General features: G+C 61.2%; 23 protein-coding genes. 11 read left to right on the forward strand and 12 right to left on the reverse strand.

What is annotated here, in order from left to right; genetic code table 11:
* Positions 1-2: 2 nt before the first annotated feature.
* A complete protein-coding gene (locus AB7828_RS18805) occupies positions 3-791 on the reverse strand; it encodes an enoyl-CoA hydratase (RefSeq protein ID WP_441230866.1) in 789 nt (262 codons plus the stop codon).
* 52 nt (positions 792-843) lie between these two features.
* The gene (locus tag AB7828_RS18810) at positions 844-2,013 is read right to left on the reverse strand and encodes an ABC transporter substrate-binding protein (RefSeq protein WP_374725626.1); all 1,170 of its coding nucleotides are present in this window, start codon (positions 2,011-2,013) and stop codon (positions 844-846) included.
* Between the two features lie 231 nt (positions 2,014-2,244).
* Between AB7828_RS18810 and AB7828_RS18815 the strand changes: the two genes are divergently transcribed.
* Positions 2,245-3,030, forward strand: a complete 786-nt coding sequence (locus tag AB7828_RS18815; RefSeq protein ID WP_441230867.1) for a thermonuclease family protein — start codon at positions 2,245-2,247, stop codon at positions 3,028-3,030.
* A 101-nt stretch (positions 3,031-3,131) separates the two neighbouring features.
* Entirely contained in the window at positions 3,132-4,595 is a 1,464-nt protein-coding gene (locus tag AB7828_RS18820) for a M48 family metalloprotease (protein ID WP_414716832.1), read from the forward strand.
* An 84-nt stretch (positions 4,596-4,679) separates the two neighbouring features.
* On the opposite strand, the gene AB7828_RS18825 is transcribed toward AB7828_RS18820, so the two are convergent.
* The 5 genes from AB7828_RS18825 to AB7828_RS18845 form a co-directional block, all read right to left on the reverse strand.
* A complete protein-coding gene (locus AB7828_RS18825) occupies positions 4,680-5,744 on the reverse strand; it encodes a CarD family transcriptional regulator (protein ID WP_439059997.1) in 1,065 nt (354 codons plus the stop codon).
* A 259-nt stretch (positions 5,745-6,003) separates the two neighbouring features.
* Positions 6,004-6,342 carry a ferredoxin FdxA gene (fdxA, locus tag AB7828_RS18830; RefSeq protein ID WP_068730400.1) on the reverse strand — a complete coding sequence of 113 codons (339 nt, stop codon included), beginning with the start codon at positions 6,340-6,342 and terminating at the stop codon, positions 6,004-6,006.
* Between the two features lie 151 nt (positions 6,343-6,493).
* Positions 6,494-6,763 carry an RNA-binding S4 domain-containing protein gene (locus AB7828_RS18835; RefSeq protein ID WP_089267756.1) on the reverse strand — a complete coding sequence of 90 codons (270 nt, stop codon included), beginning with the start codon at positions 6,761-6,763 and terminating at the stop codon, positions 6,494-6,496.
* A 48-nt stretch (positions 6,764-6,811) separates the two neighbouring features.
* Complete coding sequence (locus tag AB7828_RS18840) at positions 6,812-10,282, reverse strand: helicase-related protein (RefSeq protein ID WP_441230868.1); 3,471 nt, start codon at positions 10,280-10,282, stop codon at positions 6,812-6,814.
* Positions 10,283-10,828: 546 nt separating this feature from the next.
* A complete protein-coding gene (locus AB7828_RS18845; RefSeq protein ID WP_441230869.1) occupies positions 10,829-11,800 on the reverse strand; it encodes a DUF3108 domain-containing protein in 972 nt (323 codons plus the stop codon).
* Positions 11,801-12,172: 372 nt separating this feature from the next.
* Here AB7828_RS18845 and rpmB point away from each other — a divergent pair, with 372 nt between their 5' ends.
* The 3 genes from rpmB (at position 12,173) to AB7828_RS18860 (ending at position 16,660) form a co-directional block, all read left to right on the forward strand.
* Positions 12,173-12,475, forward strand: a complete 303-nt coding sequence (gene rpmB, locus AB7828_RS18850) for a 50S ribosomal protein L28 (RefSeq protein ID WP_089267758.1) — start codon at positions 12,173-12,175, stop codon at positions 12,473-12,475.
* 235 nt (positions 12,476-12,710) lie between these two features.
* Positions 12,711-13,919, forward strand: coding sequence for an SIR2 family protein (locus AB7828_RS18855; protein WP_441230870.1), 1,209 nt, complete (start codon positions 12,711-12,713; stop codon positions 13,917-13,919).
* On the forward strand, positions 13,916-16,660 hold the full coding sequence (locus tag AB7828_RS18860; protein WP_441230871.1) for a hypothetical protein: 2,745 nt from the start codon (positions 13,916-13,918) through the stop codon (positions 16,658-16,660). The genes AB7828_RS18855 and AB7828_RS18860 overlap by 4 nt, the downstream gene beginning before the upstream one ends.
* A gap of 415 nt (positions 16,661-17,075) precedes the next feature.
* Here the strand turns inward: AB7828_RS18860 and AB7828_RS18865 are convergent, their stop codons facing one another.
* The 3 genes from AB7828_RS18865 to AB7828_RS18875 all read right to left on the reverse strand — a co-directional run bounded on the left by AB7828_RS18865 (position 17,076) and on the right by AB7828_RS18875 (position 18,807).
* Positions 17,076-17,342 carry a hypothetical protein gene (locus tag AB7828_RS18865; RefSeq protein ID WP_231081272.1) on the reverse strand — a complete coding sequence of 89 codons (267 nt, stop codon included), beginning with the start codon at positions 17,340-17,342 and terminating at the stop codon, positions 17,076-17,078.
* A 307-nt stretch (positions 17,343-17,649) separates the two neighbouring features.
* A complete protein-coding gene (locus tag AB7828_RS18870) occupies positions 17,650-18,303 on the reverse strand; it encodes a dihydrofolate reductase family protein (protein WP_441230872.1) in 654 nt (217 codons plus the stop codon).
* Between the two features lie 60 nt (positions 18,304-18,363).
* Positions 18,364-18,807 carry an SRPBCC family protein gene (locus tag AB7828_RS18875; protein ID WP_441230873.1) on the reverse strand — a complete coding sequence of 148 codons (444 nt, stop codon included), beginning with the start codon at positions 18,805-18,807 and terminating at the stop codon, positions 18,364-18,366.
* A gap of 131 nt (positions 18,808-18,938) precedes the next feature.
* On the opposite strand from AB7828_RS18875, the gene AB7828_RS18880 reads away from it, so the two are divergent.
* The 5 genes from AB7828_RS18880 (at position 18,939) to AB7828_RS18900 (ending at position 22,088) form a co-directional block, all read left to right on the forward strand.
* Entirely contained in the window at positions 18,939-19,112 is a 174-nt protein-coding gene (locus tag AB7828_RS18880) for a DUF2283 domain-containing protein (protein ID WP_441232268.1), read from the forward strand.
* 244 nt (positions 19,113-19,356) lie between these two features.
* The gene (locus tag AB7828_RS18885) at positions 19,357-19,689 is read left to right on the forward strand and encodes a PepSY domain-containing protein (protein WP_068729486.1); all 333 of its coding nucleotides are present in this window, start codon (positions 19,357-19,359) and stop codon (positions 19,687-19,689) included.
* 78 nt (positions 19,690-19,767) lie between these two features.
* The gene (locus AB7828_RS18890) at positions 19,768-19,995 is read left to right on the forward strand and encodes a hypothetical protein (RefSeq protein ID WP_439061991.1); all 228 of its coding nucleotides are present in this window, start codon (positions 19,768-19,770) and stop codon (positions 19,993-19,995) included.
* Between the two features lie 156 nt (positions 19,996-20,151).
* On the forward strand, positions 20,152-20,931 hold the full coding sequence (locus tag AB7828_RS18895; RefSeq protein ID WP_441230874.1) for a hypothetical protein: 780 nt from the start codon (positions 20,152-20,154) through the stop codon (positions 20,929-20,931).
* Positions 20,928-22,088 (forward strand): hypothetical protein, encoded by a 1,161-nt coding sequence (locus tag AB7828_RS18900; RefSeq protein ID WP_439060006.1) that lies wholly within the window; start codon positions 20,928-20,930, stop codon positions 22,086-22,088. Before AB7828_RS18895 ends, AB7828_RS18900 begins: the two co-directional genes overlap by 4 nt.
* A gap of 64 nt (positions 22,089-22,152) precedes the next feature.
* Here AB7828_RS18900 and AB7828_RS18905 read toward each other — a convergent pair whose 3' ends face one another.
* The gene (locus tag AB7828_RS18905; protein WP_441230875.1) at positions 22,153-22,785 is read right to left on the reverse strand and encodes an HAD-IA family hydrolase; all 633 of its coding nucleotides are present in this window, start codon (positions 22,783-22,785) and stop codon (positions 22,153-22,155) included.
* Between the two features lie 292 nt (positions 22,786-23,077).
* Positions 23,078-24,004, reverse strand: coding sequence for an AraC family transcriptional regulator (locus tag AB7828_RS18910; RefSeq protein WP_231078897.1), 927 nt, complete (start codon positions 24,002-24,004; stop codon positions 23,078-23,080).
* Between the two features lie 349 nt (positions 24,005-24,353).
* Here AB7828_RS18910 and AB7828_RS18915 point away from each other — a divergent pair, with 349 nt between their 5' ends.
* Positions 24,354-25,103, forward strand: a complete 750-nt coding sequence (locus AB7828_RS18915; RefSeq protein ID WP_441230876.1) for an SDR family NAD(P)-dependent oxidoreductase — start codon at positions 24,354-24,356, stop codon at positions 25,101-25,103.
* The last annotated feature ends 46 nt before the right edge of the window (positions 25,104-25,149 follow it).

Genomic DNA, 25,149 nt, shown 5'->3' on the forward strand with positions numbered 1-25,149 from the left:
GGTCATTGCCCCTTGAAGACCGGCTTGCGCTTCTCGACGAAGGCCTTGGCGGCCTCCTTGTGATCGTCGGTATCGCTGCAGCGGGTGTGATGGATCGCCTCGCCGTCGAAACAGGCTTCGAGCGTCATCGTCTCGGCATTGTTGATGTTGGTCTTGATATAGCCGTAGGTGATGCTCGGGCCCTGGGCGAGTGACATTGCCAGGTCGCGCGCCGCTGTCTCCACCTCGGCGTCGTCGACAACCTTGGTCACCATGCCGAGCGCCAGCGCTTCCTGTGCGGAGAGCACCGGCGACATCAGATAGAGCTCACGTGCCTTGGCGCTGCCGAGCATCTTGGTCAGAAAATAGGTGCCGCCATAATCGCCGGAGAAGCCGACCTTGGCGAAGGCCGTGGTGATCTTCACCGAGCTTGCGGCGACGCGCAGATCGCAGGACAGCGCGATGGAGAGGCCAGCGCCCGCGGCAGCGCCGTCAAGCTGCGCCACCACCGGCTTCGCCATCTGGTGCAGAATGCGCGACACTTCCATGCCGCGGCGCAGATTGGCGCGCTTGGCCTCGAACGGCAGCGGCGCGCGGCCGGCCGCCATCGACTTGACGTCGCCACCGACACAGAACGTGCCGCCGGCGCCCTTGATGAGCACGGCGCGGACGTCGTGATCTTCCTGCGCACGGCGTGCTGCCGCGACCAGCCCCTGTGTCATCTCCGGATTGAGCGCATTGCGCCGATCCGGACGATTCATGGTGATGGTCAGAAGACCGTTGTCGAGGTCCTGCAGGACGATGTCGCTCATGATTGCGCTCCTTGTTGTTCTTGATCGTCCGGCAAGCTTCGGGCCCCGACGATTACTTTTTCACCAGCGGACAGCGCGAGGCTTCCAGCGGCTGGAATGCCTGCTCTGCGGGAACGGTCGCGAGCAGCTTGTAGTCGTCCCAGCGGCCCTTGGATTCCGACGGCTTCTTCACCTCGAACAGGTACATGTCATGCACCATGCGGCCATCCTCGCGAATCCGGCCATTCTTGGCAAACATGTCGTTAATCGGCGTCTCCTTCATGAGCTTCATGACCGGAGCCGAGTCCGTAGTGCCGGCGGCCTTCACGGCCTTGAGATAATGCAGCACCGATGAATAGACGCCGGCCTGGGCCGATGTCGGTACGCGCTTGGTGCGCTCCTGGAAACGCTTGGTGAAAGCTCGCGTCTCGTCATTGAGATCCCAATAGAACGCTTCTGCCAGGATCAGGCCCTGCGCAGTATCAAGACCGACACTGTCGATATCGGAGATGAAGGCCAACAGCGGCGACAGTTTCTGTCCGCCGCTGCGCGTCAAGCCGAACTCGGCCGCCTGCTTGATCGCGGTGATCGTATCACCGCCAGCATTGGCGAGGCCGACGACCTTGGCTTTGGAGCTCTGCGCCTGCAGCAGGAAGGACGAGAAGTCGGACGTATTCAGCGGATGCTTGACCGAGCCCAGCACCTTGCCGCCGGCCTTGGTGACGACAGCCGTGGTGTCTTTCTCGAGGTCCGCGCCGAATGCGTAGTCGGCCGACAGGAAGAACCAGGTGTCGAGACCGTTTTTCACCGTGGCGAGACCGGTCACATTGGCCTGCGCGTAAGTGTCGAACACGTAATGCACCGTATAGGGGCCGCAAGCCTCGTTGCTGAGACGGATCGAGCCCGGGCCGTTGAAGATGATGATCTTGTTGCGCGCCCGCGCGATTTCACTCGCTGCCAGCGCGGTCGCCGATGCCGCAACGTCGATGATCGCCTCGACGCCCTGATTGTCGAGCATGTCGCGTGCGATGTTGGCGGACAGATCGGCCTTGTTGAGATGGTCGGCTGCAATGATCTCGATCTTGCGGCCCAGCACTTCACCGCCGAAATCTTCCGCAGCCATCTTGGCTGCGGTCTCGCTGCCGACGCCGGTGATATCGGCATACAGGCCCGACATATCGAGAATTGCGCCGAGCTTAAGCGGCTTGGTCTGCGCCATGGCACTTGTGGCCGCGAATACCATTGCTGACGCCAGCAGACCTGAAATGATCTTCTTCAAAAGTCCCTCCCTCAGACGCGCCGTTGTTGTTCGTGCGCGGTGTTGTTGTTATCGCGATCATGCCGCAATGGAACAACAGCGGCAAGCGGCGGCGCTGCCAAGAATAGCTGCAAAGACATCAAGGTTTTCCGCAAAGCGGAATGGATTGCTGGCTATGATAGACGAGAGGTTGACCGGAGCTCGCAAGGTGGCGTGATGCGTGCCGCATCAGCAAAGTGTGACGTGTCGCGTGCCGCAGCGCTGTTGCTGGCAATCGGCATTTCAACGTCCGCGCAACCTGCGTCGGCGGCCTGCATGTTCGCCGCCCAGGGCGAAGGTCGTGTCGCCGACGTGATCGATGTCAGAACATTGCGTTTGAGCGACGGCAACGTGATCCGTCTGGCGGGGATCGAGCCGATCGCTGGCTCATCGAAGTCGACAAACGAACTTTTCGCATTGGTCTCCGGCCGTGATGTCACCTTGTACGGCGAAAGCGACATGCCGGATCGCTACGGCCGACAACCGGCTTTTGTCTTCGTTGATCCCGCTGCGCCGTCGCTCCAGGCGCAGCTTCTGGCGCAGGGCGCCGCCCTCGCCTCCGGCACGGTTTCGGATAAAGCCTGTGCGGCGGAACTCGCCGCTGCGGAAGGCTCGGCCCGCCGGTTGAAGCGCGGAATCTGGGCTCAAACCAACGTCATAAAAAACGCGGAAAGTCCCGGCGATATCTTGGCCGATGTGGGGCGTTTCGGGGTAGTCGAGGGGCGGGTTCTGTCGGTTCGCCAGGCCGGGGCGGTGACCTACGTCAATTTCGGGCGTCGCTGGACTGAGGACTTTGCGGTGACCGTTTCAAGGCGCATGATAGCCGCCTTCGAGACGGCAGGAATTATGCTTAAGTCCCTGGAAAGACGACATATTCGCGTTCGGGGATGGATCGAGAGGCGCGGCGGGCCGCGGATCGAGGCGCTCGGGGTGTGGCAGATCGAAGTGGTCGGGGACAAGTAGGCCACTTGGGCAGCAAGATCGCTTGAGCGAAGATGATTTGGGCGAATGGGCTGTTTGGGCAGAGAGTGGACGACGTGACGGGTGTGGGACGGCAAACCAGCTTGAGCCGCCGCCTTTGGGCTGCGCCTGCCCTGCTGTGCGCCGCGCTCGCTCTATCGGCCTGCGGCGATGCCAGCCGGTTCGAGGCCGCCTCGTCGGTCAAGCCGACGGTGCCGGCCAAGCCGCCCAAGCCTGCCGTGGTGCAGACCCCGGCCGCCGAGAAAGAACACGAGCGCATCCTCGCATCCTATGGCGGCGCCTATGACGACCCGCGGCTGGAATCACTGATCACCAAGACCGTCGATCGGCTGGTCGCAGCCTCTGAGCGACCGGACTTGGCCTACAAGGTCACGATCCTCAATTCGGGCGCCGTCAACGCCTTCGCCCTGCCGACCGGACAACTCTATGTCACGCGCGGCCTGATCGCGCTGGCCAGCGATACGTCCGAGATTTCATCGGTGCTGTCGCACGAGATGGCGCATGTGCTGGCCAAGCACGCATCCATCCGCGAGGAGCAGGCACGGCAGGCATCGATCGTCACGCGCGTCGTCACCGATATGGGCAGCGATCCCGATCTCACCGCACTCGCGCTCGCCAAATCCAAACTGACGATGGCGAGCTTCTCGCGCGCGCAGGAATTCGAAGCCGACGGCATCGGCGTAGGCATCTCGGCCCGCGCAAAGTTCGATCCCTATGGCGCGTCGCGCTTTCTCGCGGCGATGGAGCGTAACGCGGCGCTGAAGGCCAGCCGCACGCCGCTCGATCCCCGCGCGCAGGACTTCCTGTCGTCCCATCCGGCGACGCCCGAGCGCGTGCAGAATGCGCAAGCCAATGCGCGGCAATATTCCTCGCCCGACGGCGGCGAGCGCGATCGCGAGACCTATCTCTCGGCCATCGACGGCATCGTCTATGGCGAGGACCCGAGCGAGGGTTTCGTGCGCGGCCGCCGCTTCCTGCATCCCAAGCTCGGCTTCACCTTCCAGGCGCCGGAGGCCTTCACTCTCGATAATACGGCGCAGGCGGTGATCGGCGTGCGCGAAGGCGGCAATCAGGCCATGCGCTTCGACGTGGTCCGCGTACCATCCGAACAGACGCTGAGCGACTACCTCAATTCCGGATGGATGGAGAATGTCGACAAAGCCACCACGGAAGAGCTGACCATCAACGGCTTCCCGGCAGCGTCCGCCATCGCGCGCGGCGACCAGTGGCAATTCCGCGTTTACGCGTTGCGCTTCGGCAGCGACGTCTACCGCTTCATCTTCGCTGCCAAGCAGAAGAGCACCGAGAGCGAACGCAACGCCCGCGACACCGTTAACTCGTTCCGCCGCCTGACCCTGGCCGAGATTCAGGCCGCCCGTCCGCTGCGCATCAAGGTGATCACCGTGCAGCCCGGAGACACCGTGGAGTCACTGTCGCATCGCATGAGCGGCGTCGATCGTCCACTGGAGCGCTTCCGCGTATTGAACGGGCTCGAGAACAATGCCAGCGTGAAAGCCCGCGACCGCGTCAAGGTCGTGGTGGATTGAGATCCACCCAAGTACTTTCTCATAGACAACAAAAAAGCCCGGCCTCTCGGCCGGGCTTTTCGTATTCAACTTGCGAGACGCTGCTTATGCAGCCTCGTCCGCGGCGGCGACATCATCGTCACCATCGCTGTCGGCCTCGTCAGCACCGGCTTCGGCGCCTGCCTCGGCCTTGGCGCCACGGCGCGGGCTCTTGGCGAGCTGGCCTTCGATCTCCTTGACCGCTTCGGTCTCGGTGACGTGCTGAACCACAGCGATTTCGCGCGACAGACGATCGAGAGCTGCTTCATACAGCTGACGTTCGCTGTAGGACTGCTCGGGCTGCGAGTCGGAGCGGAACAGATCGCGGACCACTTCGGCGATGGCAACGATATCGCCCGAGTTGATCTTCGCTTCGTATTCCTGTGCGCGGCGCGACCACATGGTGCGCTTGATGCGGGCACGGCCCTTCAGTGTCTCCAGCGCGCGCTTGACCAGCGCCGGCTCGGACAGCTTGCGCATGCCGACATTCGCGACCTTCGCGGTCGGAACGCGCAGGGTCATCTTGTCCTTCATGAAATTGATCACGAAGAGTTCAAGCCTGGCGCCTGCAATTTCCTGCTCTTCGATGGCGAGGATCTGGCCAACACCATGCGCCGGATAGACAACGAATTCGTTGGTCTTGAAGCCCTGACGCTGGGTCAGTGGCTTCTTCGGCTCTTCGACGCGCGGAGCCGCAGCGGGCGCCGGCTTGGCGGCAACCGGTTTGGCAACGACCGGCTTCGCAGCAACCTTGGCAACTTCCTTCGGCGCAGCAGCCTTCACAGCAGGAGCGGCGGCGGGAGCCTTCGCAGCCGGTTTCGGCGCAGCAGGCTTGGCGGCAGTGGTCTTCGAAGCAGCAGCCTTCGGGGCAGGTTTGGCAGTCTTGTTGGGCATTGCACTTCTTTTATTTTTGGAGGACTTTTCAGCCGCAGCCTTCGCGGCGGTCCGGGTGTCCTTGACAGGAGCCCGGGCACGGCCTTTGGTGACAGAATTCTTCGCAGCAGGACCCTTCACAACGCGGCTCGCCGCAGTTGTTTTCTTGGAAGCCTTCGGATCCAAAACCTTCGAAGCAGTAGCCTTCTTCGAAACAGCAGCCTTGGAAACACTCTTTTTACGCGTTTTCTGTGACACAGCCTGCGCGTGGAAACCGCCACGCCCCTGTTTGATGTTTAAACGGGAACCCGGCAGGGCCAAATCGAGCGGCACCACATGGTCCAGCTTCTTGAATTGTGCCTATTATAGCACATTTCCCGCAAAAATCAATGATTTATGCCCTGTCGCGGCCGCTCGGCGGCCGCTTCCGGGGCATAATCGGGGCTAGGGTAAATTTCGTGTGGCTGGGGGTATCGGGGTCACCCAATCAATTGCTTGATCCCTGTGACCGGGGAACTCAGTCGCCCTTGCCAGGCGCCGCCGAGAAATACTTCTCGTACTTGCCTTCCTGACCATCGAATTCCTTGGCTTCGGGCAGTTCATCGATCTTCTGGGTGATGTTCGGCCACGTCTTGGCGTGTTCCAGATTGATCTGCAGCCACTTCTCGATATTGCCTTCGGTATCGGGCTTGATCGCGTCCGCCGGGCATTCGGGCTCGCAGACACCGCAATCGATGCATTCGTCCGGATGGATGACCAGCATGTTTTCACCCTCGTAGAAGCAGTCCACGGGACACACTTCGACGCAGTCGGTGTATTTACATTTGATGCAATTGTCGGTGACGACGTAAGTCATCCAGAACTCCGGAAACGATCGATATTCAATGTTTGCGTAGCGCACCAACCCCGCTGCCGCAAGGGATGCAGCCGGCATAGGTCAGGGCATTTCGACCAAGGAAAAAGCCTGCCACGAAACCATCGTTGGACGCGGCATCTAGCCTAGATAGTTACTCCGGAAGGTGTTGCAAATCGGTATAGAGCACGCGCGCCGCAGTGGCATCGCCACGCCGTTCCGAGAAGCCCTCGACCTTCATCACCCGCACGGTGCGATCCAGCGCCACCGTGAGCACGTCGCCGATCTTCACACCATGGCCCGGCGATTTCTCGCGCTCGCCATTGATGCGAACCTTGCCGCCTTCCACCAGCGCAGCGGCACTGGTGCGGGCCTTTACCACCCGCGCGTGCCACAGCCATTTATCGAGACGCTGGCGCTCCAACCGACACACCACCAAATGGCGGCTCGGTGCCGCCTTACATGACCTGCATCAATCCTTGCGGCCGCTGAGCTGTTCCTTGAGCGCGGCGAGTTTCGCGAAGGGGGAGTTCGGATCGATCGGACGGTCCCGTTCGCGCGGTGCGGCCGATGTTGCGAACGGACGGGTCGCGCCGCCGCGGTCGTTGCCACGGCCCTCACGGCCCTTGTCGCCGCCCTTGAAGGGGCCTTTGCCCTTGCCCTGGAAGCGTTCGCGCTCACGCGGCGGACGACCGGCATCGCCCGGCTTGTTGTCGCGGTTACCGCGATTGCCACGGTTGTCGCGGTTCGGCGCCCCTTCGGCGGAGACCGCGGCGGCCGGTGCATCGCTGCGCGGACGACGGAACTCGTTGTTATTGTTGCGATCGCGGCGCCCTTGGCCTCCGCGATCATGCCGCTCGCGCTTTTCGCCATCGGCCACGGCGCCTTCGGCGGGAGCCGACTGCGCAGCGCCCTGCGGGGCGTTGGTGTTGCGATGGTGGCGGTTGCGGTCGTGGCGCGGCGGACGGCGTTCTTCCGAACGGCCACCCGGACGCCAGACTTCGACCAGTTCGGGCTCGGCAGCGACGGCAGGAACCGCAGCGGCGTCGCCCTCGGCAGGCGCAGCAGCATCGGCCACTGCAGCAGGTGCGGTCTCAGCAGCAGTCCCGGTTTCGGCAACGGCCGCAGCGGGCTCTGGTTGCGCTTCGACGGAAGCCGTCTCTTCAACAGGCGCCGCTTCGGGCGCGGCGCTGGGCACCAGCGCGACTTCGGGCAACAGCGATGCCGACGGTACAGCCGCGGCTTCTTCAACCGGAGCTGCATCAGCAGTTGCATCGGCGGCTGCCTCGGCCGTCGCGATCTCAACCGTCTCGGCTGCCTCAGCGGCAGCCTCGACCGCAATGACATTGTCCTCACCGGGCTTGTCAGCCTCGGCAAGTCCCACCAGGGCGTCGGGCTGATCGCCGGTGTTGTCGTCTGCCTTGACCTCGATCGGCGTCGTCGCAGCGACCGGCTTCGGCGGTGCCGGCGGCAGCGGCGCCTTCTTCTCCATGCGATAGCCGAGGGCACGCAGGATCGAGGCGAAATCTTCGCCGGCCGAACCGGTGAGCGAGGTCATCGCCTGCGTCACCACGAAGTGGCGGCCATCGAAGGCGCCGGCGGGCTTCTCGCCCGGTGACGCTTCGCGCCAAGCGAGAGCTGGACGGATCAGATCGGCAAGACGTTCGAGAATATCGACGCGCACGGCGCGCTCGCCGCACTGGCGATAGCCGAGCACGCGATAGGCATCGCGATCGAGCAGCTTGTCGACCGGGAAGGATGTACGGCCCGACCCTGCGAGATGCTGCGCGCTCGACAGCGCCGACATGTCGACATTGTCCTGCTTCAGCGCCCAGAGCAGCGCCGCGAGCGAACGCCCCGCAGGCTTCAGCAGACCGGGAATATAGATGTGATAGGCGCCGAACCGCACGCCGTATTTGCGCAAGGTCGCGCGCGACGGCTGATCGAGATCCTTCATCTCGGTCGCGATCTTCTGCCGCTCCAGCACGCCCAGCGCTTCAGTGAGCTGGAACGCAATGCCGCGCGCGATACCGGTGATGTCTTCGGCCTTGGTGAGATCGAACAGCGGCCCGAGCAGCTTCTCGATATGCGTCTTCAGCCAGAGATCGAGGCGAGCCTGAACCGCATCGCGCGGCGCGCCGGAGAGGCGCTCATCGGCGATGATGCGGAGACGGGGATGCAGCACATCGTCGGCTGCGACCAGACGGGCCACCGCATCGCCGGTCCAGCGCATTGTGCCGTCGGAGGCGAGCACGAACTGATCGTCCGGCGCGTTGCCGAGTTTCTCGGCGCGCGCGTCGATCTCGCCGGCCAGCGCCTTCAGCGCCGTGGCCTGCAAGGCCTTCGCATCCGAGCCAGCCTCGGCCGCATCGGGCAAAAATGTAAATCCGTCGAGACGGCCAATCACATGGCCCTCTACGATCACTTCGCCCGTCTTACCAATTTCAGTATTCAGCATCGTGTTTTCCCGCAAGCGGCGCATCAATACACTGGTACGACGATCAACGAAACGCTCAGTGAGCCTCTCATGAAGGGCATCTGACAGTTTATTTTCCAATTCGCGCGAAATTCCCTGCCAATGATCCGGATCTGAGAGCCAATCGGGACGATTTGCCACGAATGTCCAGGTCCGGATTTGCGCGATTCGGCCCGATAACGTGTCGATATCGCCATCGGTTCGGTCAGCTTGCGCGATTTGAGCGCCAAACCAGGCATCCGGGATGCGCCCACGCTGCATCAGGAAGTTGAAGATAGTGACTACCAGCTCTGCGTGTGCAGCGGGCGCGATGCGGCGGTAATCTGGAATCTGGCAGGCGTCCCACAGTTTCTCGACGGCGGCCTTGCCCTGCGCCATTTCGCGCACGTCGACGTCACGGACGGCATGATCGAGCACGCGCAGGTCCTCGGCGATCGGCGCACGGGTCAGCGCCTCATGGCGCGGCACCTCCGCCAGCGACACCTGCAGCGACGCGATCGATGAGAAATCCAGCTTCGAATTGCGCCACTGCAGCACCTTCACCGGCTCGAAGATGTGGTTCTGCAGCTGATTGACGAGCTCGGGCTCGAACGGCTCGCAGCGACCGGTGGTGCCGAAGGTACCGTTGCGCGTGGCGCGGCCGGCGCGGCCAGCGATCTGCGCGAATTCCGACGGCGTGAGACGGCGGAATTGGTAGCCGTCATATTTGCGATCACTGGCAAAGGCGACGTGGTCGACGTCGAGATTGAGGCCCATTCCGACCGCGTCGGTTGCCACTAAGTAGTCAACGTCACCATTCTGGAACATCGCCACCTGCGCATTGCGGGTGCGCGGCGATAGCGAGCCCAGTACGACTGCAGCGCCGCCGTGCTGGCGCTTGATCAGTTCGGCGATGGCGTAAACTTCGTCCGCGGAAAACGCGACAATCGCTGTCCTGCGCGGCTGCCGCGTGATCTTGCGATCGCCGGCAAATTCCAGATGCGACAAACGCGGCCGTGTGACGATGCTGGCGCCGGGCAGCAGCCGCTCGATGATCGGGCGCATGGTGGCGGCGCCGAGCAGCAGCGTCTCGTCGCGGCCGCGGCGATGCAGGATGCGATCCGTAAAGACGTGGCCGCGCTCCAGATCTGCCGCGATCTGGATCTCGTCGACGGCCAGAAACGACACGTCGAGATCCCGCGGCATCGCCTCGACGGTGGAGACCCAATAGCGCGGCTTTGCGGGCTTGATCTTCTCTTCGCCGGTGATCAGCGCCACGGCTTCAGGGCCGACGCGGTCCAAAATTTTATTATAGACCTCACGCGCCAGCAGGCGCAGCGGCAGGCCGATGATGCCCGACGAATGCGCGAGCATGCGCTCGATGGCGAGATGGGTCTTGCCGGTATTGGTGGGGCCGAGCACCGCGGTGACGCCGGCGCCGGGGGCCCTGCCGTTGGACAGCGTGGGCGGAGAAGACAAAAAGGCCATGTTTTCAGATATTTCCGCGTCGCCGACTGTCAAGACCGAGACAGGTTACGACGCTTCAGAGCCGCGCTTTTTGATGGTTTGGAACGAGTCCGGAACGAAAGCGGCCCGAATCGGTGACTCGGCACCTCCCTGGCCGCATCACCCCAACATCTCGCGCTGACATTCTCCGAGACTGACTAGATCAAGTTTGTGACAGCGCAACAAGGGCCGACAAATCCCCGAAGTTATGAACAGCGCACGGACTCCGAACCGGCTTTGAGTCAAGCCGAGATCCTGCGCAAATCCTGCGGCGCGTTTGCGACGATGCTGCGATGGCGCACTTTATCTTGCGGCATCATTGCGGCAGCGTCCCGTCTCGGTCCCTCATGGTGAGGAGCGCGCCTTCGCGCGTCTCGAACCATGAGCTGGCGGGCCGGAGCTTGCATCGATCCCGGGCGAATGGCTTTGCCATTCGCAGGAGACGCCCCGAAGACGGGGCTCCTCAGGATGAGGCCGGAGTGGGTTGCCTCCTTTGAACGTGTCCTCGCGCTCCGCTCGTTCGTCGATTCAGTTCGTCTTCGCCACGGCCTTGGCCGGCGCGGGGGTGGTGACGAATTCGGTGGCTTCCAGCATGGCGACGCCGAGCGGGGTCGGCACCACCATGCGATACGGCACCAGCACGCGGGTTCCGGCGATCGGCACCAGGGTCACTTCGATATTGCGCTGGGCGGCGAGATATTTGATGGCGGCGCGGTCGGGCACATAGCCGGCGATCGGCGTGAAATAGACGGCGCAGACGATGGCAGGTCCGCGATAGCCCTTCTCGGCCTTCACGCTTTCCATGCGCTTGTAGTCGAGCTTGAGATCGTAGCGCATGCGGCCATCGAAGATCGACGCGCCGGTGCGGCACGAATCCGGCGTCAGCAATTCACCGGTGCCGCCGACGCGCATCAGCGAGCCGGTCATCGGATCGATCACGTTGCGGCGATGCGCATCGGTGATCGGAATCTTCTCGGGGTCGAGTGGCGGCTCCGGCTCGATGGAGAACTCCTTCACATAGCCCGGCGTGATCAGCATCTTGATCGTCTCGGACTTCTTCGCGGAGGTGGTGACGGCCTGATAATTCGACGGCACCAGCGCGCCCGCGACCACGCGGCCGGTGGACTGGCCGGAGCCCGAGCCGCCGGCAAATGCCTTCAGCAGACCAGCGGTGCCGCCACTGGCCGTCGCGGAATACTGGTCTTCATTGATGTCGATGGCCCACTGGCCCTTGCCCACCGCGATGCCGGCGAGGCTGGCTTCATATTTGGCCTCCAGCTTGCCGCCCGCCAACACCGCCTGCGCGGGTGCCTGAACCGGCACGGCGGCCGGGCTCTGGCCTTGAGCTTGGCCTTGGGTCTGGCTTTGGATCTGGCCTTGCACCTGCGCGGAGGCGTCCACCGGCAAAACCGGCAGCATCAGGCCCGCGGCGACGGCGAAACGCGCGCCAAAGCCCGCAAATCGCACTCTTGCGGGCGCGGCGGTCCGCGGGGTCGTCACCGGTCGGGTCACAAAGCGGGGCGTGCGAAGGCTCACTTGCTGATATCACCTGGTCGGCGATCCCCGGCCAAAGGCCCAGGGCCGCATCGCTCAATTGGGCTGGAGCGACCTGTTTCCGGCCCGAATACGTCGTTTATATGATGGGAACCGCGCCAGATTCCATGTGGTTTCCGCTCGTAGGCCGGGCTATACAGCCGCCGAATGCGCAGGCTTTTGCCGGTTTTGCCGCGACTTTAGCTGGCCGGATATCTTGACGATCGCGGCCAAGCCCCCTATACGTCCGCCACTCCTGAAATGGACGTGATTTTTGACCCCCTGCCCGGCTTTGGGCTCTTCGCCTTTTAGCTGCGGGGATGACAGAGGATTTTCGCCATGTCTCGGCGCTGTGAACTGACACTGAAGGGCCCCCAGGTGGGCCACAAGGTGAGCCATTCGAACATCAAGACCAAGCGCCGGTTTCTGCCGAACCTGGTCAATGTGACCTTCCTTTCCGACGTGCTCGGCCGCGGCGTGCGCCTGCGCGTGTCGGCGAATGCCGTGAAGTCGGTCGACCACCGCGGTGGCTTCGACGCCTATCTGATCAAGGCCCGCGAGAGCGAGCTGTCGCAGAAGGCCGTGCTGCTCAAGCGCGCCATCGAAAAGAAGAAGGCCGAGACCGCAGCAGTCGCGGCCTGAGCCTGACCCGCCGCTCGCATTGAGCGGATTGAAATTTGAAAACGGCCGGATCGCAAGATCCGGCCGTTTTTGCGTTTGAGCGATAAATTTTGTCTCAAGCTGCAATTCACAAACCAGACTAGGCAGCACGTCATCTAATGCTTGTGGAGCTCTAGCGCGACTACGCAACCTTCTCTTGCATCAACGATCAGCAAGCCTGACTTTCAGCTTGAGCACCTAAATTGCGAGAGACTGCATGGTCGGCAAGGCATCAACAGAGGACCGAGTAATATCCCTTGGCCCAAACTTGGCGACTATACCTGAAAGATTACTGCTCGCGCATGCGCGAGGCGAGGTACTTTTCATTTGCGGCGCAGGTATTTCCAAGCCAGCGAACCTACCTGATTTCCGCGAGCTCGTTATCGATGTCTACGCTGCGCTCGATGCGACCGTACATCTTGTACTTCAGAAAATTCCAAGAGGCGCATGCAATCAATGGCAAGGGAGCTGCTCGCATCTAACTGACCGTCAAACAGCAGAAGTAAGACGCTTCATTAGCGGCGACTATGACGTTGTCCTTGGAATGCTAGAACGGCGACTCGACAATCAGACACATGGAAACAGCCGGGTGCGACAGGAAGTCGCCCGTCGACTACAAATCAATGGCAGCAAACCTGCACCAATTCACCACGCCCTCATGCGACTCGCGAACCGTGGTGGCGCGACGACTATCGTTACGACCAATTTCGATCTACTCCTACAAGACGCAGCGAAACATACTCGATCGCCTATAGAGACTTACTCACTTGGATCTATTCCGCGACCGACAAGGCAAACTGATTTTTCCGGCGTTCTCCATATACACGGAGCGCTTAATAGGAGCTCTCAGCGATTTTCGGAACTCGTACTTACCGATCAAGATTTTGGCGAGTTCTATTTGCGACGGCGCGTCGTTCCAGATTTTATTTATGACGCTGCCCGCCTCTTCCATCTAGTGCTGGTCGGCTACAGCGCCAACGATCCGCCGATGAGGTACCTCCTGAATGCCGTTGCAGCAGACGGGACCCGCTTTGATGACCTAAAAGAACGTTTTACGTTTTTTGGAACAGACAGCCCCGACCCTGTTGCCTTGGAAGACTGGAAGGCGCGAGGCATAACGCCCATCTACTATGATGGGAAGGGAGGGCATACCACATTACGAACTACGTTTGATCGCTGGGCTGAACTTTCCGCCATCAACGGAAAGAAGACAAAGATTGATTCAGAAATTCGACGCATCGTAAAGCTATCCAGAGCGGCGGCCTCTGATGCAGACCGCGATCTCTTCGATCACCTAGTACGACGCAGCAATACTAGTGAGCGCGTTCGGCTATCTACACTCGCCTCAAAGGCAAAAGCTGATCTTGGTTGGCTTGATGCCATCATTAAGATCGGAACTGAAAGAGAGTGGGGGCGTCGCCAGTGATACCATCCTGGATACATCTAGACGAACAGAATCTCGCGGCATTTCGAGCAACGATTGTTTTTCTTGAAGATCGTCTCACGCAATCGAGCACTATTGATTGGGCGCTGAACCTGAAAGCTTCAGATCATATCCCACGCGTTGCGATTGAAGAGATACTGACTCACTCCAACACGCGATCACTTTCGGAGCCTTGGGCAACAGCTTGGCGCCTCATCGAAGAAGCATGGTCTGAGCCGGCTGTAGAAAAAGGCCCCTCAACAGCAATATATGGGATTCAAGAGCGACTTCGATCGGGGGATCGATCCGGCTCGATCATTTCCGCCATCGTGAACCTCGTTGCACCTAGATTGAGCGTCGAACCCAACGATGCGTGGCGCTGGAATTTCATCAAGAGACCTCGCCGACCTCGAAAATTCGACGACCTACTGTCAGCACGCCTATCAAGTGGAGACATCGTAGATCTAAAGATCATTGGGCTGCACGAGCTTGAAGATGTCGCGTTTTTGAAAGCTTTGGCAAATGCCTTAGAGCGCGCGTTCAATCATGGACTAGACATTGGGCGGCGCCTCGGCTGGGACGGCAAGACACAACTCTGGAAACTCGGAGACCTAGGGCGCGTAGAATACGTCGCCCCAGATCCGAACGAAGAGGATGACCAAGATCCAGATGCTTACCATCATGGTATCGCTCCTTCCGTAAAGCTGTTCTATGCCGTAGTTTCTCGAATCTCAGATCTTGAGCCTAGAGCAGCCATACCGTTTGTTCAGCGTTGGCAACACGGACACTCGTCAGTCCACATTCGGTTGTGGGCAGCCATAGCCAAAAGTAACCAACTAGTTTCCACAGACCAAGTTACGGACTTCCTTGCTACGCTCGATGAGCGTGAATTTTGGGATTTGGATACGTTCCCCGAAATTGCCGAGTTGCGAGCTCGGCGTTTTCATGAGCTTGAGCCAAAAAGCCAAAACGCGATAGTTACTCGTATACGTAAGGGCCCCCCTCGCAATTTTTGGCCTAAGACGATTGAGCTAAGCAAGGTTAAGAATGCGCGACTTTATTGGGTCGTTAGAGAACTGAGGCGGATCGAGGTAGCCGGAGGTGAACTGCCGCCAACCTCCAAACTTTGGCTTAGATCGAACATTCATCAGTTCGACGACCTACAGAACATGAGTGTTCATGAAGGTTTTTCTGAAGGGCCAAAGGTTCGATCCGTCGTAGCTACACCTGATGATCGCTATAGCTCCATCCAAGGGGAAGAACGCCTTCGCGCGCTTGAAACGGCGTTCGCAACTAAACGCGGCGGGTGGGACGATGACCCTGCACAGAGTGCAAATTATTGGCTAACGCTGGATGAGCATGTAGTTCACGTCATCAAGGACTTGGCTAGTGTTAAAGATGGGGGGGATGAATTTCCCATGGTATGGAATCGCGTGGGCTGGGGACATACGCCACGTAGTTCAGCCTCCAATGAAGCGTCACAGCGCGACCTGCACGGCGAAGCCGATCTTGTTTTTGGGCTTTTACTGAAAATTTCTGAAGCCACAATACGTGCGGCAATCGAAGGACTGAGCTATTGGCTGGATTCGTGGGGAAAACAGCTTCCATTGTCCCATTCAGGACCGCAGGCGTGGCTTCGCCTTTGGCCACTTGCGATTGAGGCTACTAATACCAGGCCAGACAAAGAGCGCGATAGCGCAGCGTTGAATGTCATCGCTGATACCGAAAATGGCAACGCTACCGAGCCAAAGGATCTTGATACCCTGAATACACCTACTGGGCGACTTGTAGGGGCATTCCTGCAGGCATGTCCTTCATTGAAAACGGTAGCAACACCTTTTGCAGCCGGCACGCCGCTACGAGAAATGCGAGACCTTTTAATCAAGGCAAGTGGGCGTAGCGATTTGGTCGCGCGACACAGGTTAATCGAAGCGCTCCCCTATTTTTTGAACGCTGACGCGGCGTGGACACAAGAGAAATTGATCACCCCGCTTTTGAAGGACGACGGCGCTTCGATTGCACTTTGGCAGGCAATTGGACGACGGACTCATTTTACTGACGTTCTCAAGATTATTGGTGGCGCAATGGCGACGAAAGCCACAGATCGGCGCTTGAGTCGGGACACTCGGCGCGGACTGGTTTTCAGTTTGGTTGTGGAATCTCTGCATGCATTCCGCGAGAAGCGCGAACCGGCGGTGCCGAATTCACGCCTGCAGCAGACACTCCGAACCCTCGACGACGAAGTGCGGGCAAACGCGGCCAATGCAGTGCAGCGATATATTCGCCAACTATCGGCACAACAGGCGACTGAACTCGACAGCCAATCGGCTGCCGATCTTTTCCGGTCTGCAGCTATGCCATTTCTTAACGAGGTATGGCCCCAAGAGAGATCGCTAACGACACCAAGTGTAAGTCGGGCACTTGCAGACCTACCAGCAACTTCTGGCGAGGCATTCGCACAAGCGGTTCGTGTCATTGAACGTTTTCTTGTTCCGTTCGAATGCTGGTCAATGCACGACTATGGGCTGCGCGGTGACGAAGGCGGCGTCAAGAAGCTATCAAAAATTGATACTCCTGCCGAATCTGAAGCTCTGTTACGACTGCTCGACTTAACTATAGGAAGCTCCGAGGGATCGGTAATTCCCTATGATTTGACTGACGCGCTGGATCAAATTCGAGTTGTGTCGCCAAATCTTGCTAATAGTAGTTCTTATCGACGGTTGGCGACGGCGGCGCGCCGCTAGATGCCCCCGTACTTCGGTGGGATCACGCCAGAAAATGCTGTGGCTCCAACGTCTGTAAGAGCACCGCTGGCGTGCATGTGACGCGCCGTTTCCAGCAGCTCCAGGGTCAGGCGGGTGTTGCCCTTTGTCGCGCGTGTTGTCCCGGCCTTTTTGCCGGCCGTCATCGCCCGCTTTTTCGCGCCCTTTGTTAGTCGGGTTTTTTAGCTGTCGAGGTCATCGCGAAGCTCTCGTCTGATAGAGATATCACGGGATTGGTAACATTGAGCAGATGGATCGCCCGTCTGCCCTGAGCCCCCTCACCGCCGCGAAGACGCGGCGACCTCTCCCCGGCGGGGAGAGGTGCGGCACCGCCCTGATGTGCACGCGAAGCCCTTTCGAAAATGAAAGACGCGGCGATATCGGTACGAGGTGCCGGTCAACGAAGTGAGCGAGCGGTTTCGGTCCGGGTTGGTGCCGTCGCGGTCGTCATTTCCGTCCGCGGTGCCAGAACTCTCAGCTGATGCAGAGACGCCGTGGAGGTTGGCGCTGCCGACTGTTCCTGGACGTTCGCAGCTCCCAGCACGCGAACCTGCACCGCCGATATCGGCAAACCCGCCGATCCATAGGTCGGCAACTCCGCAGCGAAGCCGGCGCAGCCACCCGCAATCGAGATCACGGCCGCGACGGCGATCGATAAAGTCATCTTCACTGTTAATCTCCTCGTAGGATTGAACGAGGAGCCTAGACCTCTTTTGCTGCATTGCACAGTTCAATACCGCATTGCAACATTGCAGTTTCCGCACATCGCGCCAGCCAGCCCGGCCTCCCGAGCTTGCCCCGGCGCGACCTTGGGTGCTTTCCGAATATTCCGATCACAGACTGCAACGAAACGGTCATCATCGATCTGGTGGTCTCGGCACTCCCCTACGCCAAACGGACCATCGGTTCCTCATGTCGTGGAGCGCGCCGTTACCGAACGCGCCTTCGGCAGTTCGACAACATGGCATTTCTCATAGCGGTTTGTGCTTTCGAGCGAATGTCATGTGTACGACCCCGCCGGGAGAGGATGTCGTCTCGATCTCGTAGTCCTTCTCAAGACCCTCCACGCCATCCCACAGGCGCACGCCGCGGCCGAGCAGGATCGGAACCACCACGATGTGCATGTGATCGACGAGCCCGGCGGCAAGGAAGTCGCGGATCGTGGTGGGACCTCCGCCGATGCGCACGTCCTTGCCGCCCGCAGCCTCGCGGGCCGTCTCAAGGGCCTCGGCAGGCGAAGCGTCGATGAAGTGGAACACCGTGCCGCCCTCCATTTCGATCGATGCGCGCGGATGATGGGTGAGGACGAAGACCGGCGTATGGAACGGCGGGTTGGGACCCCACCAGCCTTTCCAGTCCGGATCCTCATGCCATGTGGGAGGACCGAACTTCCTGGCGCCCATGATCTCGGCGCCGATCCCGGGCGCGAACAGCCGCAGGAACGCGTCGTCGATGCCCGCCGTGCCGCCGGGCTGGCCGAGCATCTGGCGACCCCATCGGGTCGCGAACATCCATTGGTGCAGCCGCTCGCCGGCATGGCCGAACGGCGCGTCAAGGCTCTGGCCTTCGCCGGTAGCGAAACCGTCGAGCGAGACGGAGACATGTTGGACACGGGCGAGTGCCATGGCTGGCGCTCCTTCCTGCTGTTGATTGAATTTCCCCAAGCCGTTCCGGAAGCGACGGCGCTACTGGTTGATCTCGGGCTCGACGAGTTTCGTGAGCTTGCGCAGGGATTCCTGCCAGCCGAGATAGCAGGCCTCGGCCGGGATCACGTCGGGCACGCCCTGCTGCTCGATGTTCACCTCCGTGCCGACAGACACGGCCTTCAACGTCACCGTGACCTTCATCTCGCCCGGCAGGCTGGGATCATCGAAGCGGTCGGTGTAGACGAGACGCTCACCGGGAACGAGCTCCAGATAGGTCCCGCCAAAGGAGTGACTGCCGCCCGTGGTGAAGTTCCGGAATGACATCCTGTGATGGCCACCGACCTTCGCATCCAGCTCATGGACGGTGCATGTGAACCCGAAGGGCGGAAGCCAGCTCGCAATCGCGTCAGGTTCGAGGAACGCGCGGTAAAGCTTCTCGGGCTTGGTGGCAATGACGCGATGCAGACGGATCGTGCTGGGCATGGGCTTCTTCCTGTGGCTCGGTTACTTCGGTTGTCGTCCGGCGGGCAGCTTCCGCCGCCCGATACATCCATGACGAACGGGCCCGCCGGGCCCCGACATCTCAGCGGAATAAAAATCCTGACAGTCTCTATATCGCACTGAAGGATGCGCCCGGCGCCGCGAGCCGGGAAATCGTCGCAGGACTGGTGGTCGATCTCGACGCCAACGGCGATGTGGTGGGCTTCGCTATCGATCAGGCATCCGGCAAGCTCGACCTCACGCGAATCGAGACGTTCGCGCTGCCAGCGGTGAGCGCAGCAGAGTAAGCGCAAGGCCCCTCACCCACGGACGTCGCGGTTTTTCACCAACGCTTTGCCCGCTTTCTTTGTCATCACTGACCTCGACCAAAAATCTCATTCGTGAGAGTGCTGATGTGCTGCTGCCAGTATAGCGCATCACCGCTTTTCCCGCACCAAATCGCCTCATTTCCTCCGGGAACGCAGTGCAGCGTGCACCGTTCTTAACCCGGTTGCGCCGCATGCGGCGCGTGGGACAGATGAGGAGATTTCGATGCAACAGATTTTGAAGAAGGCCGTATTTTCGAAGGCCTTGCTTCCGCTGGCACTGGCGGGCGCGATTGGCGTCGCGGCGCCGGCCTTCGCCGCCGATGTCTATATGCGCCAGCCCGCGCCGCGCGCGGCCGTAGTGGTGCCATCCGGCCCGCTGACGCTGCAGGATGCGCTGGCGATCGCGTCGGGAATCGGCGTGGTGACGGTGCAGAACACCCATTTCGACGACAACGAATGGGAGATCGAGGGCCGCGATCAATACGGCAAATGGATTCAGGTCGACATCGATGCGCGCACCGGCGAAGTGCGCCATGTGGACCGGTCGATTATCTGATCGGGTGGGAAGTGAGCAAGCGGCGCGCGATGAGCGCGCCGTTTGTTTTTGTGTAAGCGCTTGTGAGTGCGACGCCGGATGACGGCGACCACCGATGCGTCTGGTCTCATTCCAGATGACGCGATGCCCGATGGCGCGACGATCACCACCATGGCGTCGTCACGCTTCATCCGGATGGGCGGACGCGGCGAGCCTCGCGCGCACCGTCAATTCTCCTGTGATACATCTGGACTCATCAACTACGACGTGTATTCTTGCCTGGCCGGGATCGATGATTTTTTTAACCGGCGGGGCATTTCCATTTAGCTTTGTGGCACGACAAACCATTTTTCTCATCAGATCTGCCTGTCTTGATATCTGCCTGCCTTGAGATCGACCTCCTTGCACGCAGCCTGTCTGACGCTGGTGGCCCTCCCACAGAGTTCGATCGAGTCCCTCGCCATCCAAGGGGGGTATGGATATATGGTCGATTTTATCAGGGGCGGGACACGCATTTACGCAGCACCTGCGGCAACCGCAGCAGGCAATCTCAGATCTTCCAACGCCGCGCCAGCGGCCAGCGCACCTCCAGACAATTATCTGTCTGCGCTCCTCAAGCTGATCCCGACGGAAATCGTCGCCATCTATCTCGCGGCCAAGGCGGCCTGGGTCACAAATAACGCACTCCTCTACTGGTTTGGCCTGTGCCTGCTCGCATGCATTTGCCTTCGCGCATATTCCAGCATGCCCCGCGACAGCACCGAACCGGCGAAGCCACAATGGGCCAGCGTCCTCGTATCGTCGATCGCGTTTGTGCTTTGGGCGTGTGCCATGGGCCCACCGTCCCCGCTCGGCGCCTATGGCCTGCCGGAATGGGCCGCCGGAGGCATCGCAGGTCTTTTCGGAATTCTGGCACCGTTTCTGATTCCCGGGGACAAGCAGGCCGGGGGCAAGCTGGCAGAGGGCGCGCTGGCAGAACGCACGCTGGTAAGCGACACGTCTCTCAAGCCACTTGGGCGACTTCGATTCGACACCCTGCGCCCACGCGCCACTGCTCGCCAAACGAACAGGGGAATACTTCACGACATTTTTGACGGCGACTACCCTGACGACACCGGCCTCGACGCCCTTGGATATGGTGGTGAAGCGAATTCCGTTCTGGCCGCGAACATTATCGAGCATGGCGTCAATGTGAGCCCCGCAGCCATTCTGGTCTGCGGCGACATCGCCTGCGTTCTCAAAGAGATGGGGCGCGTGCGATGACCTATTCGCGGCAGATATCCGCCCTCGCACTATGCGCCTCTGTCATGCTCGGTTGCGAGGCGCATGCAGGCGCACTGACGGCCCATGAGCAGGAGGTCATCGACGGCATCATCGCGAGAGGCGACGGCGACAAACTTGCCGAAGCGCAAAACAAGATCGCGGCGGCAACAAGAACAAAACGACGGGCGGCCAACCGGACCAGTCCGGCGGCCGCAACGCCAACGGTCGCCGTACCCATCCAGTCGGTCGCCTATCTGGACGATATGGGAACGCTGGTCAGAAAGCGGGAGAAATCAACGAATGCCTTGATCGAACACAGTAAATGTCCCGGCCTGACGTTTCTTCTGCGGCGGGACTGGAAAGACATCGGCTTTCTGGATTGTCCCATGAGTGTCGACAAGGCCACAGGCGCGGAAATCGCGTTCGCCGGCGATCGTGCGAACCATAACCAGATCTGGGCGATCAACGGCACCGCCGCGCTCTCCTACTCGTCGGTGCACGATTCCGTCGCCTGGTGGGATCCAGGCGCGAAAAGCCTTGCCACCTATGTCACGGTCAATCGGGCCTTCAACTCGGCGTCCGAATTCGCGGACTCCAATGTCGACAAGCTGGCCTATGGCGTTGCCGCCGAAATTGGCTATCTCGTCCCCGATGGCGGACACTTCTTCCGTCTTCGCGGAGGCGGCGTCGAGAACAACATCAAACAAACGTCGTCGGCGGCTGTGACGCTCGAATATCTCCCGACGTCGCTCCAGCTCTACTTTCAGAGGCCGATACCGCATCCGCTGGGTCTGCCAGTCATCCTGCGCTTCGATCCCGAAATTCTGCTGCAGTACAATCAGACCACCGGGAAGGGCCAGTTGCTCGATTTCAACAATATGACCCGGGCGCTACGCATTGGCCCCCAGGTCACCGCGCATCTTTTCCCCGATCCGCTCGAGAAAGGCTTTCTGGGCAGGATGAGCGCTTCGTTCAGCTATCACTGGGCGCACGAAACCTATTCGCGCACCGAGCTCTCATGGCTGGACGCCACGCTGAAATACAATATCGACGATGCCGGCCATCTCGCCCTCGCGCTGACTTATCAACGAGGCAATGACGAAGACACCGGGACATTCGCCAATATCTATCGCATCGGACTGACCGGCAAAATCTGACAACTGCCGACGTGCTTCCTCTTCCGCGAATGGCAGAGGGAGCACGGCCGCCGGCGCGTGCGGCTCAGGTCAGCTTCAATCCCGTCGCGGCTTCGAGCTCGGCCAGCGCCTGCGCGGCAGATGTCACCTTGATCGTGGTCATGCCGAGTTCGCGCGCGGGCTTGAGGTTGACGCCGAGGTCGTCGAGATAGACGCAATTTTTCGGATCGACAGACAGTTTATCGGTCATCATCGTGTAGATGCGCGGATCGGGTTTGCGCAGGCCGATCTTGGCGGATTCGATGACGTGATCGAACAGCACCATCACCTCGGCCACATAGAGCGCGCGGCCGTCGGTGGAGCCCATGGCATTGGCCGGCAGGTTGTTGGTGATGCAGCCGGTCTTGAACGCCGCCTTGATGCGGCGGAGCGCCTCGACCATGTCGGGGCGGATCTCGCCTTTCAGCAGCTTGACCACATCGCGGCCGGGCACTTCGGCGCCGAGCGCTTTGGACTCGGCGGCGAACAAAGCGTCGAAGGTTGGGAGATCGATTTCGGCGCGCTCGAATTTCGCCCAGGCATTCTCGAAATGGTTGTCCGCATTGGTACGGCGGATGATGTCCTTCGGCAGGCCATGGCTCTGCTCGTAATGCGCAAAGGCCTCGAAGGGCGAGGAGGTGATCACCCCGCCGAAATCAAAGATCACCGCAGAGATCATGTTCTTCCCTTTTGTTACCCGGCCGCTTTTATGAATCGACCACGCCGCCTCACACTCCGACGTCATACGCGGGCTTGACCCGCGTATCCATCTTCGTCTGCGCTCGCGGCTTAAGGTGGATTGCCGAGTCATCTAGCGAAGCTCGCTTCGCGCTGCCCGGCAATGACGTGGGGAGAGGACGGAGCGTGGCTGGGCGAACTCCGAGCGTGCGGCTCCCCCTCTCCCGGCGCTACGCGCCACCCTCTCCCGCCTAGCGAAGCTTCGCTTCGCCTGGGGGAGAGGGAAGAAAGAGCTACCCGGCGACGCGGGCCTCGCCTCCGAGTACCGGGCCGCGCGCACTGCCGACATCGCGGATCGGGGGCTGGCCGTAGAGCCGGGCATATTCCCTGGAGAATTGCGACGGACTCTGATAGCCGACCGCATAGCCGGCGCTGCCGACATCGAGCCGCTCCACCAGCATCAGGCGGCGCGCCTCATGCAAACGAAGCTGCTTCTGATACTGCATCGGCGTCATCGCGGTGACGGTCTTGAAATTGTGATGCAGCGACGATTCGCTCATGCCGACGCGGTCGGCGAGATCCTCGATGCGGAGCGGGCTGGCATAGTTGCTGCGCAGCCAGGAGATCGCCTTGGCGACCTTGTTGCTCGGGCTCTCGGCCAGCGCGATCTGCCGCAGACGCGCGCCATAAGGGCCGACCAGCAGGCGATACAGCACCTCCTGCTCCAAGAGCGGCGCCATCACCGGAATGTCCTGCGGCCGGTCGAGCAGGCGGAGCAGCCGCAGCGTGGCGTCGAGCAGATCGGCGGAGGCCTTGGCGACGACGACGCCGCGCTCGGGGAGCTGCGGATGCGCGGGCGCATCGGCATGACCGTTGCCGAACCGGCCGAGCACCTCCTTCAACAATTGCGGATCGATCGCAAAGCCCATGCCGAGATGCGGCTGCGCTTCCGAGGCCTCGACGATGCAGGACGACATCGGCAGATCGAGCGACACCAGCACATAATCGCCGGCGGCATAGGTGTAGGTCTCGGTGCCCAGTTGCAGCCGCTTGGCGCCCTGCGCCACGAGGCCGAAACACGGCCACTGCGCGGTATGCACGAGCTGCGTCGGCTCGGTCTGCCGCTTCAGATAGAGGCTGGCGAGGCCGGTCGGATGGTCGCTGCCATTGGCGGCGTAACGGGCAATGATGTCGGCAATCTCACGAATCGTCTCGGTCACACGCAAACCCCTCAAGCGGCAGGCCTTTTATGCCGATGTGTATCTAGGTGCAGTGCCGTGGCAGGGAAATGGCTGCGGGATCACTTTTGCAGGATCGTGCAAAACAGATGCAGGATCGCGCTAACGCCGACGCGGCTGCATTTGCGATAACAGCACCAGCCACAGAGCAGATCGGCGAGCCGCCCGCGGGCCTCGGATCTGCCAGGCCATACGGGTATCGGGTCGAACTCCCCGCCTTGCGCGTCCAGACTGTTGTCGGGGCGCGATCACGCCCGGATCGATTCCGCCTCAAAATCTACGCACACGACTGACGATCAAGACAGACATCATCCAGATCCAAGGACATGCCATGACAAGACTGGCAGGAAAAGTTGCGCTCGTGACCGGCGCCGCGGACGGCATCGGCGCGGGCATTGCGCGGCGCTTCGGCGCGGAAGGCGCGGCGGTGATCGTGCATCACGCGGACGATCCCCGCGGCGCGGCGCGCGTGGTCGCCGAAATCGTGTGGCGCGGCGGCCGCGCCATCGCCGTGCAGGGCGACATCGCCCGCTGGCCGGACGTGCGGCGGCTCTATGAGGAAATCGCGGCGACCTTCGGCCGGCTCGATATTCTCGTCAATAACGGCGCCCTCGCGCGCAGCGAGGTGGCGGACGTGGTGTCCGAGGACGAGTTGCACCGGCAGCGCGAGCTGAAGGTGTTCGGCGCCATGCTGCTGTGCCAGGAGGCGGTGCGGATGTTCGGCGTCGCCGGCGGCAGCATCGTCAATCTCACCGCGCTCGATGGCATTCCGACAGCGCCCGCATCGCTGCCGGACCCCGGCGCCGACGCCGCCATCGATGCCATGACCCGCGGGTTGTCCCGCGCCTATGGCACGCGCAACATCCGCGTCAGCACCATCGCGCCCGGAATGCTCGGCCCGGAGGAACCCGCCGCCATCGACGTGCTCGACGGCAGCGTGCGGAACCGGCAGTTCATCGCTTTGCCCGCTGCGCGCAACCACACAACCGAAGGCATCGCCGACATCGCCGTGGCGCTGACCTGCGACGACAACGCGTATCGTTCCGGCCGCGACATCATGGTGGCCGGCGCCATGCGGTGACGCCGGGAACCCGGCTTTCCAGGTTCCTCCCGACGCTTGTGGGCGT

Origin of the sequence: Tardiphaga sp. 215_C5_N2_1 (assembly GCF_052076055.1) — a bacterium.
GTDB lineage: Bacteria > Pseudomonadota > Alphaproteobacteria > Rhizobiales > Xanthobacteraceae > Tardiphaga > Tardiphaga robiniae.

Excerpts from the sequence above, each read along its gene's own strand:
- AB7828_RS18905 (WP_441230875.1), bottom strand. The coding sequence starts at position 22,785 with ATGATCTCTGCGGTGATCTTTGATTTCGGCGGGGTGATCACCTCCTCG.
- fdxA (WP_068730400.1), bottom strand. The coding sequence starts at position 6,342 with ATGACTTACGTCGTCACCGACAATTGCATCAAATGTAAATACACCGAC.
- AB7828_RS18890 (WP_439061991.1), top strand. The coding sequence starts at position 19,768 with ATGACGGCGACCACCGATGCGTCTGGTCTCATTCCAGATGACGCGATG.
- AB7828_RS18875 (WP_441230873.1), bottom strand. The coding sequence starts at position 18,807 with ATGCCCAGCACGATCCGTCTGCATCGCGTCATTGCCACCAAGCCCGAG.
- AB7828_RS18915 (WP_441230876.1), top strand. The coding sequence starts at position 24,354 with ATGACAAGACTGGCAGGAAAAGTTGCGCTCGTGACCGGCGCCGCGGAC.
- AB7828_RS18810 (WP_374725626.1), bottom strand. The coding sequence starts at position 2,013 with ATGGTATTCGCGGCCACAAGTGCCATGGCGCAGACCAAGCCGCTTAAG.
- AB7828_RS18885 (WP_068729486.1), top strand. The coding sequence starts at position 19,357 with ATGCAACAGATTTTGAAGAAGGCCGTATTTTCGAAGGCCTTGCTTCCG.
- AB7828_RS18865 (WP_231081272.1), bottom strand. The coding sequence starts at position 17,342 with ATGACTTTATCGATCGCCGTCGCGGCCGTGATCTCGATTGCGGGTGGC.
- AB7828_RS18840 (WP_441230868.1), bottom strand. The coding sequence starts at position 10,282 with ATGGCCTTTTTGTCTTCTCCGCCCACGCTGTCCAACGGCAGGGCCCCC.
- AB7828_RS18870 (WP_441230872.1), bottom strand. The coding sequence starts at position 18,303 with ATGGCACTCGCCCGTGTCCAACATGTCTCCGTCTCGCTCGACGGTTTC.
- rpmB (WP_089267758.1), top strand. The coding sequence starts at position 12,173 with ATGTCTCGGCGCTGTGAACTGACACTGAAGGGCCCCCAGGTGGGCCAC.
- AB7828_RS18855 (WP_441230870.1), top strand. The coding sequence starts at position 12,711 with ATGGTCGGCAAGGCATCAACAGAGGACCGAGTAATATCCCTTGGCCCA.
- AB7828_RS18895 (WP_441230874.1), top strand. The coding sequence starts at position 20,152 with ATGGTCGATTTTATCAGGGGCGGGACACGCATTTACGCAGCACCTGCG.
- AB7828_RS18900 (WP_439060006.1), top strand. The coding sequence starts at position 20,928 with ATGACCTATTCGCGGCAGATATCCGCCCTCGCACTATGCGCCTCTGTC.
- AB7828_RS18805 (WP_441230866.1), bottom strand. The coding sequence starts at position 791 with ATGAGCGACATCGTCCTGCAGGACCTCGACAACGGTCTTCTGACCATC.
- AB7828_RS18815 (WP_441230867.1), top strand. The coding sequence starts at position 2,245 with ATGCGTGCCGCATCAGCAAAGTGTGACGTGTCGCGTGCCGCAGCGCTG.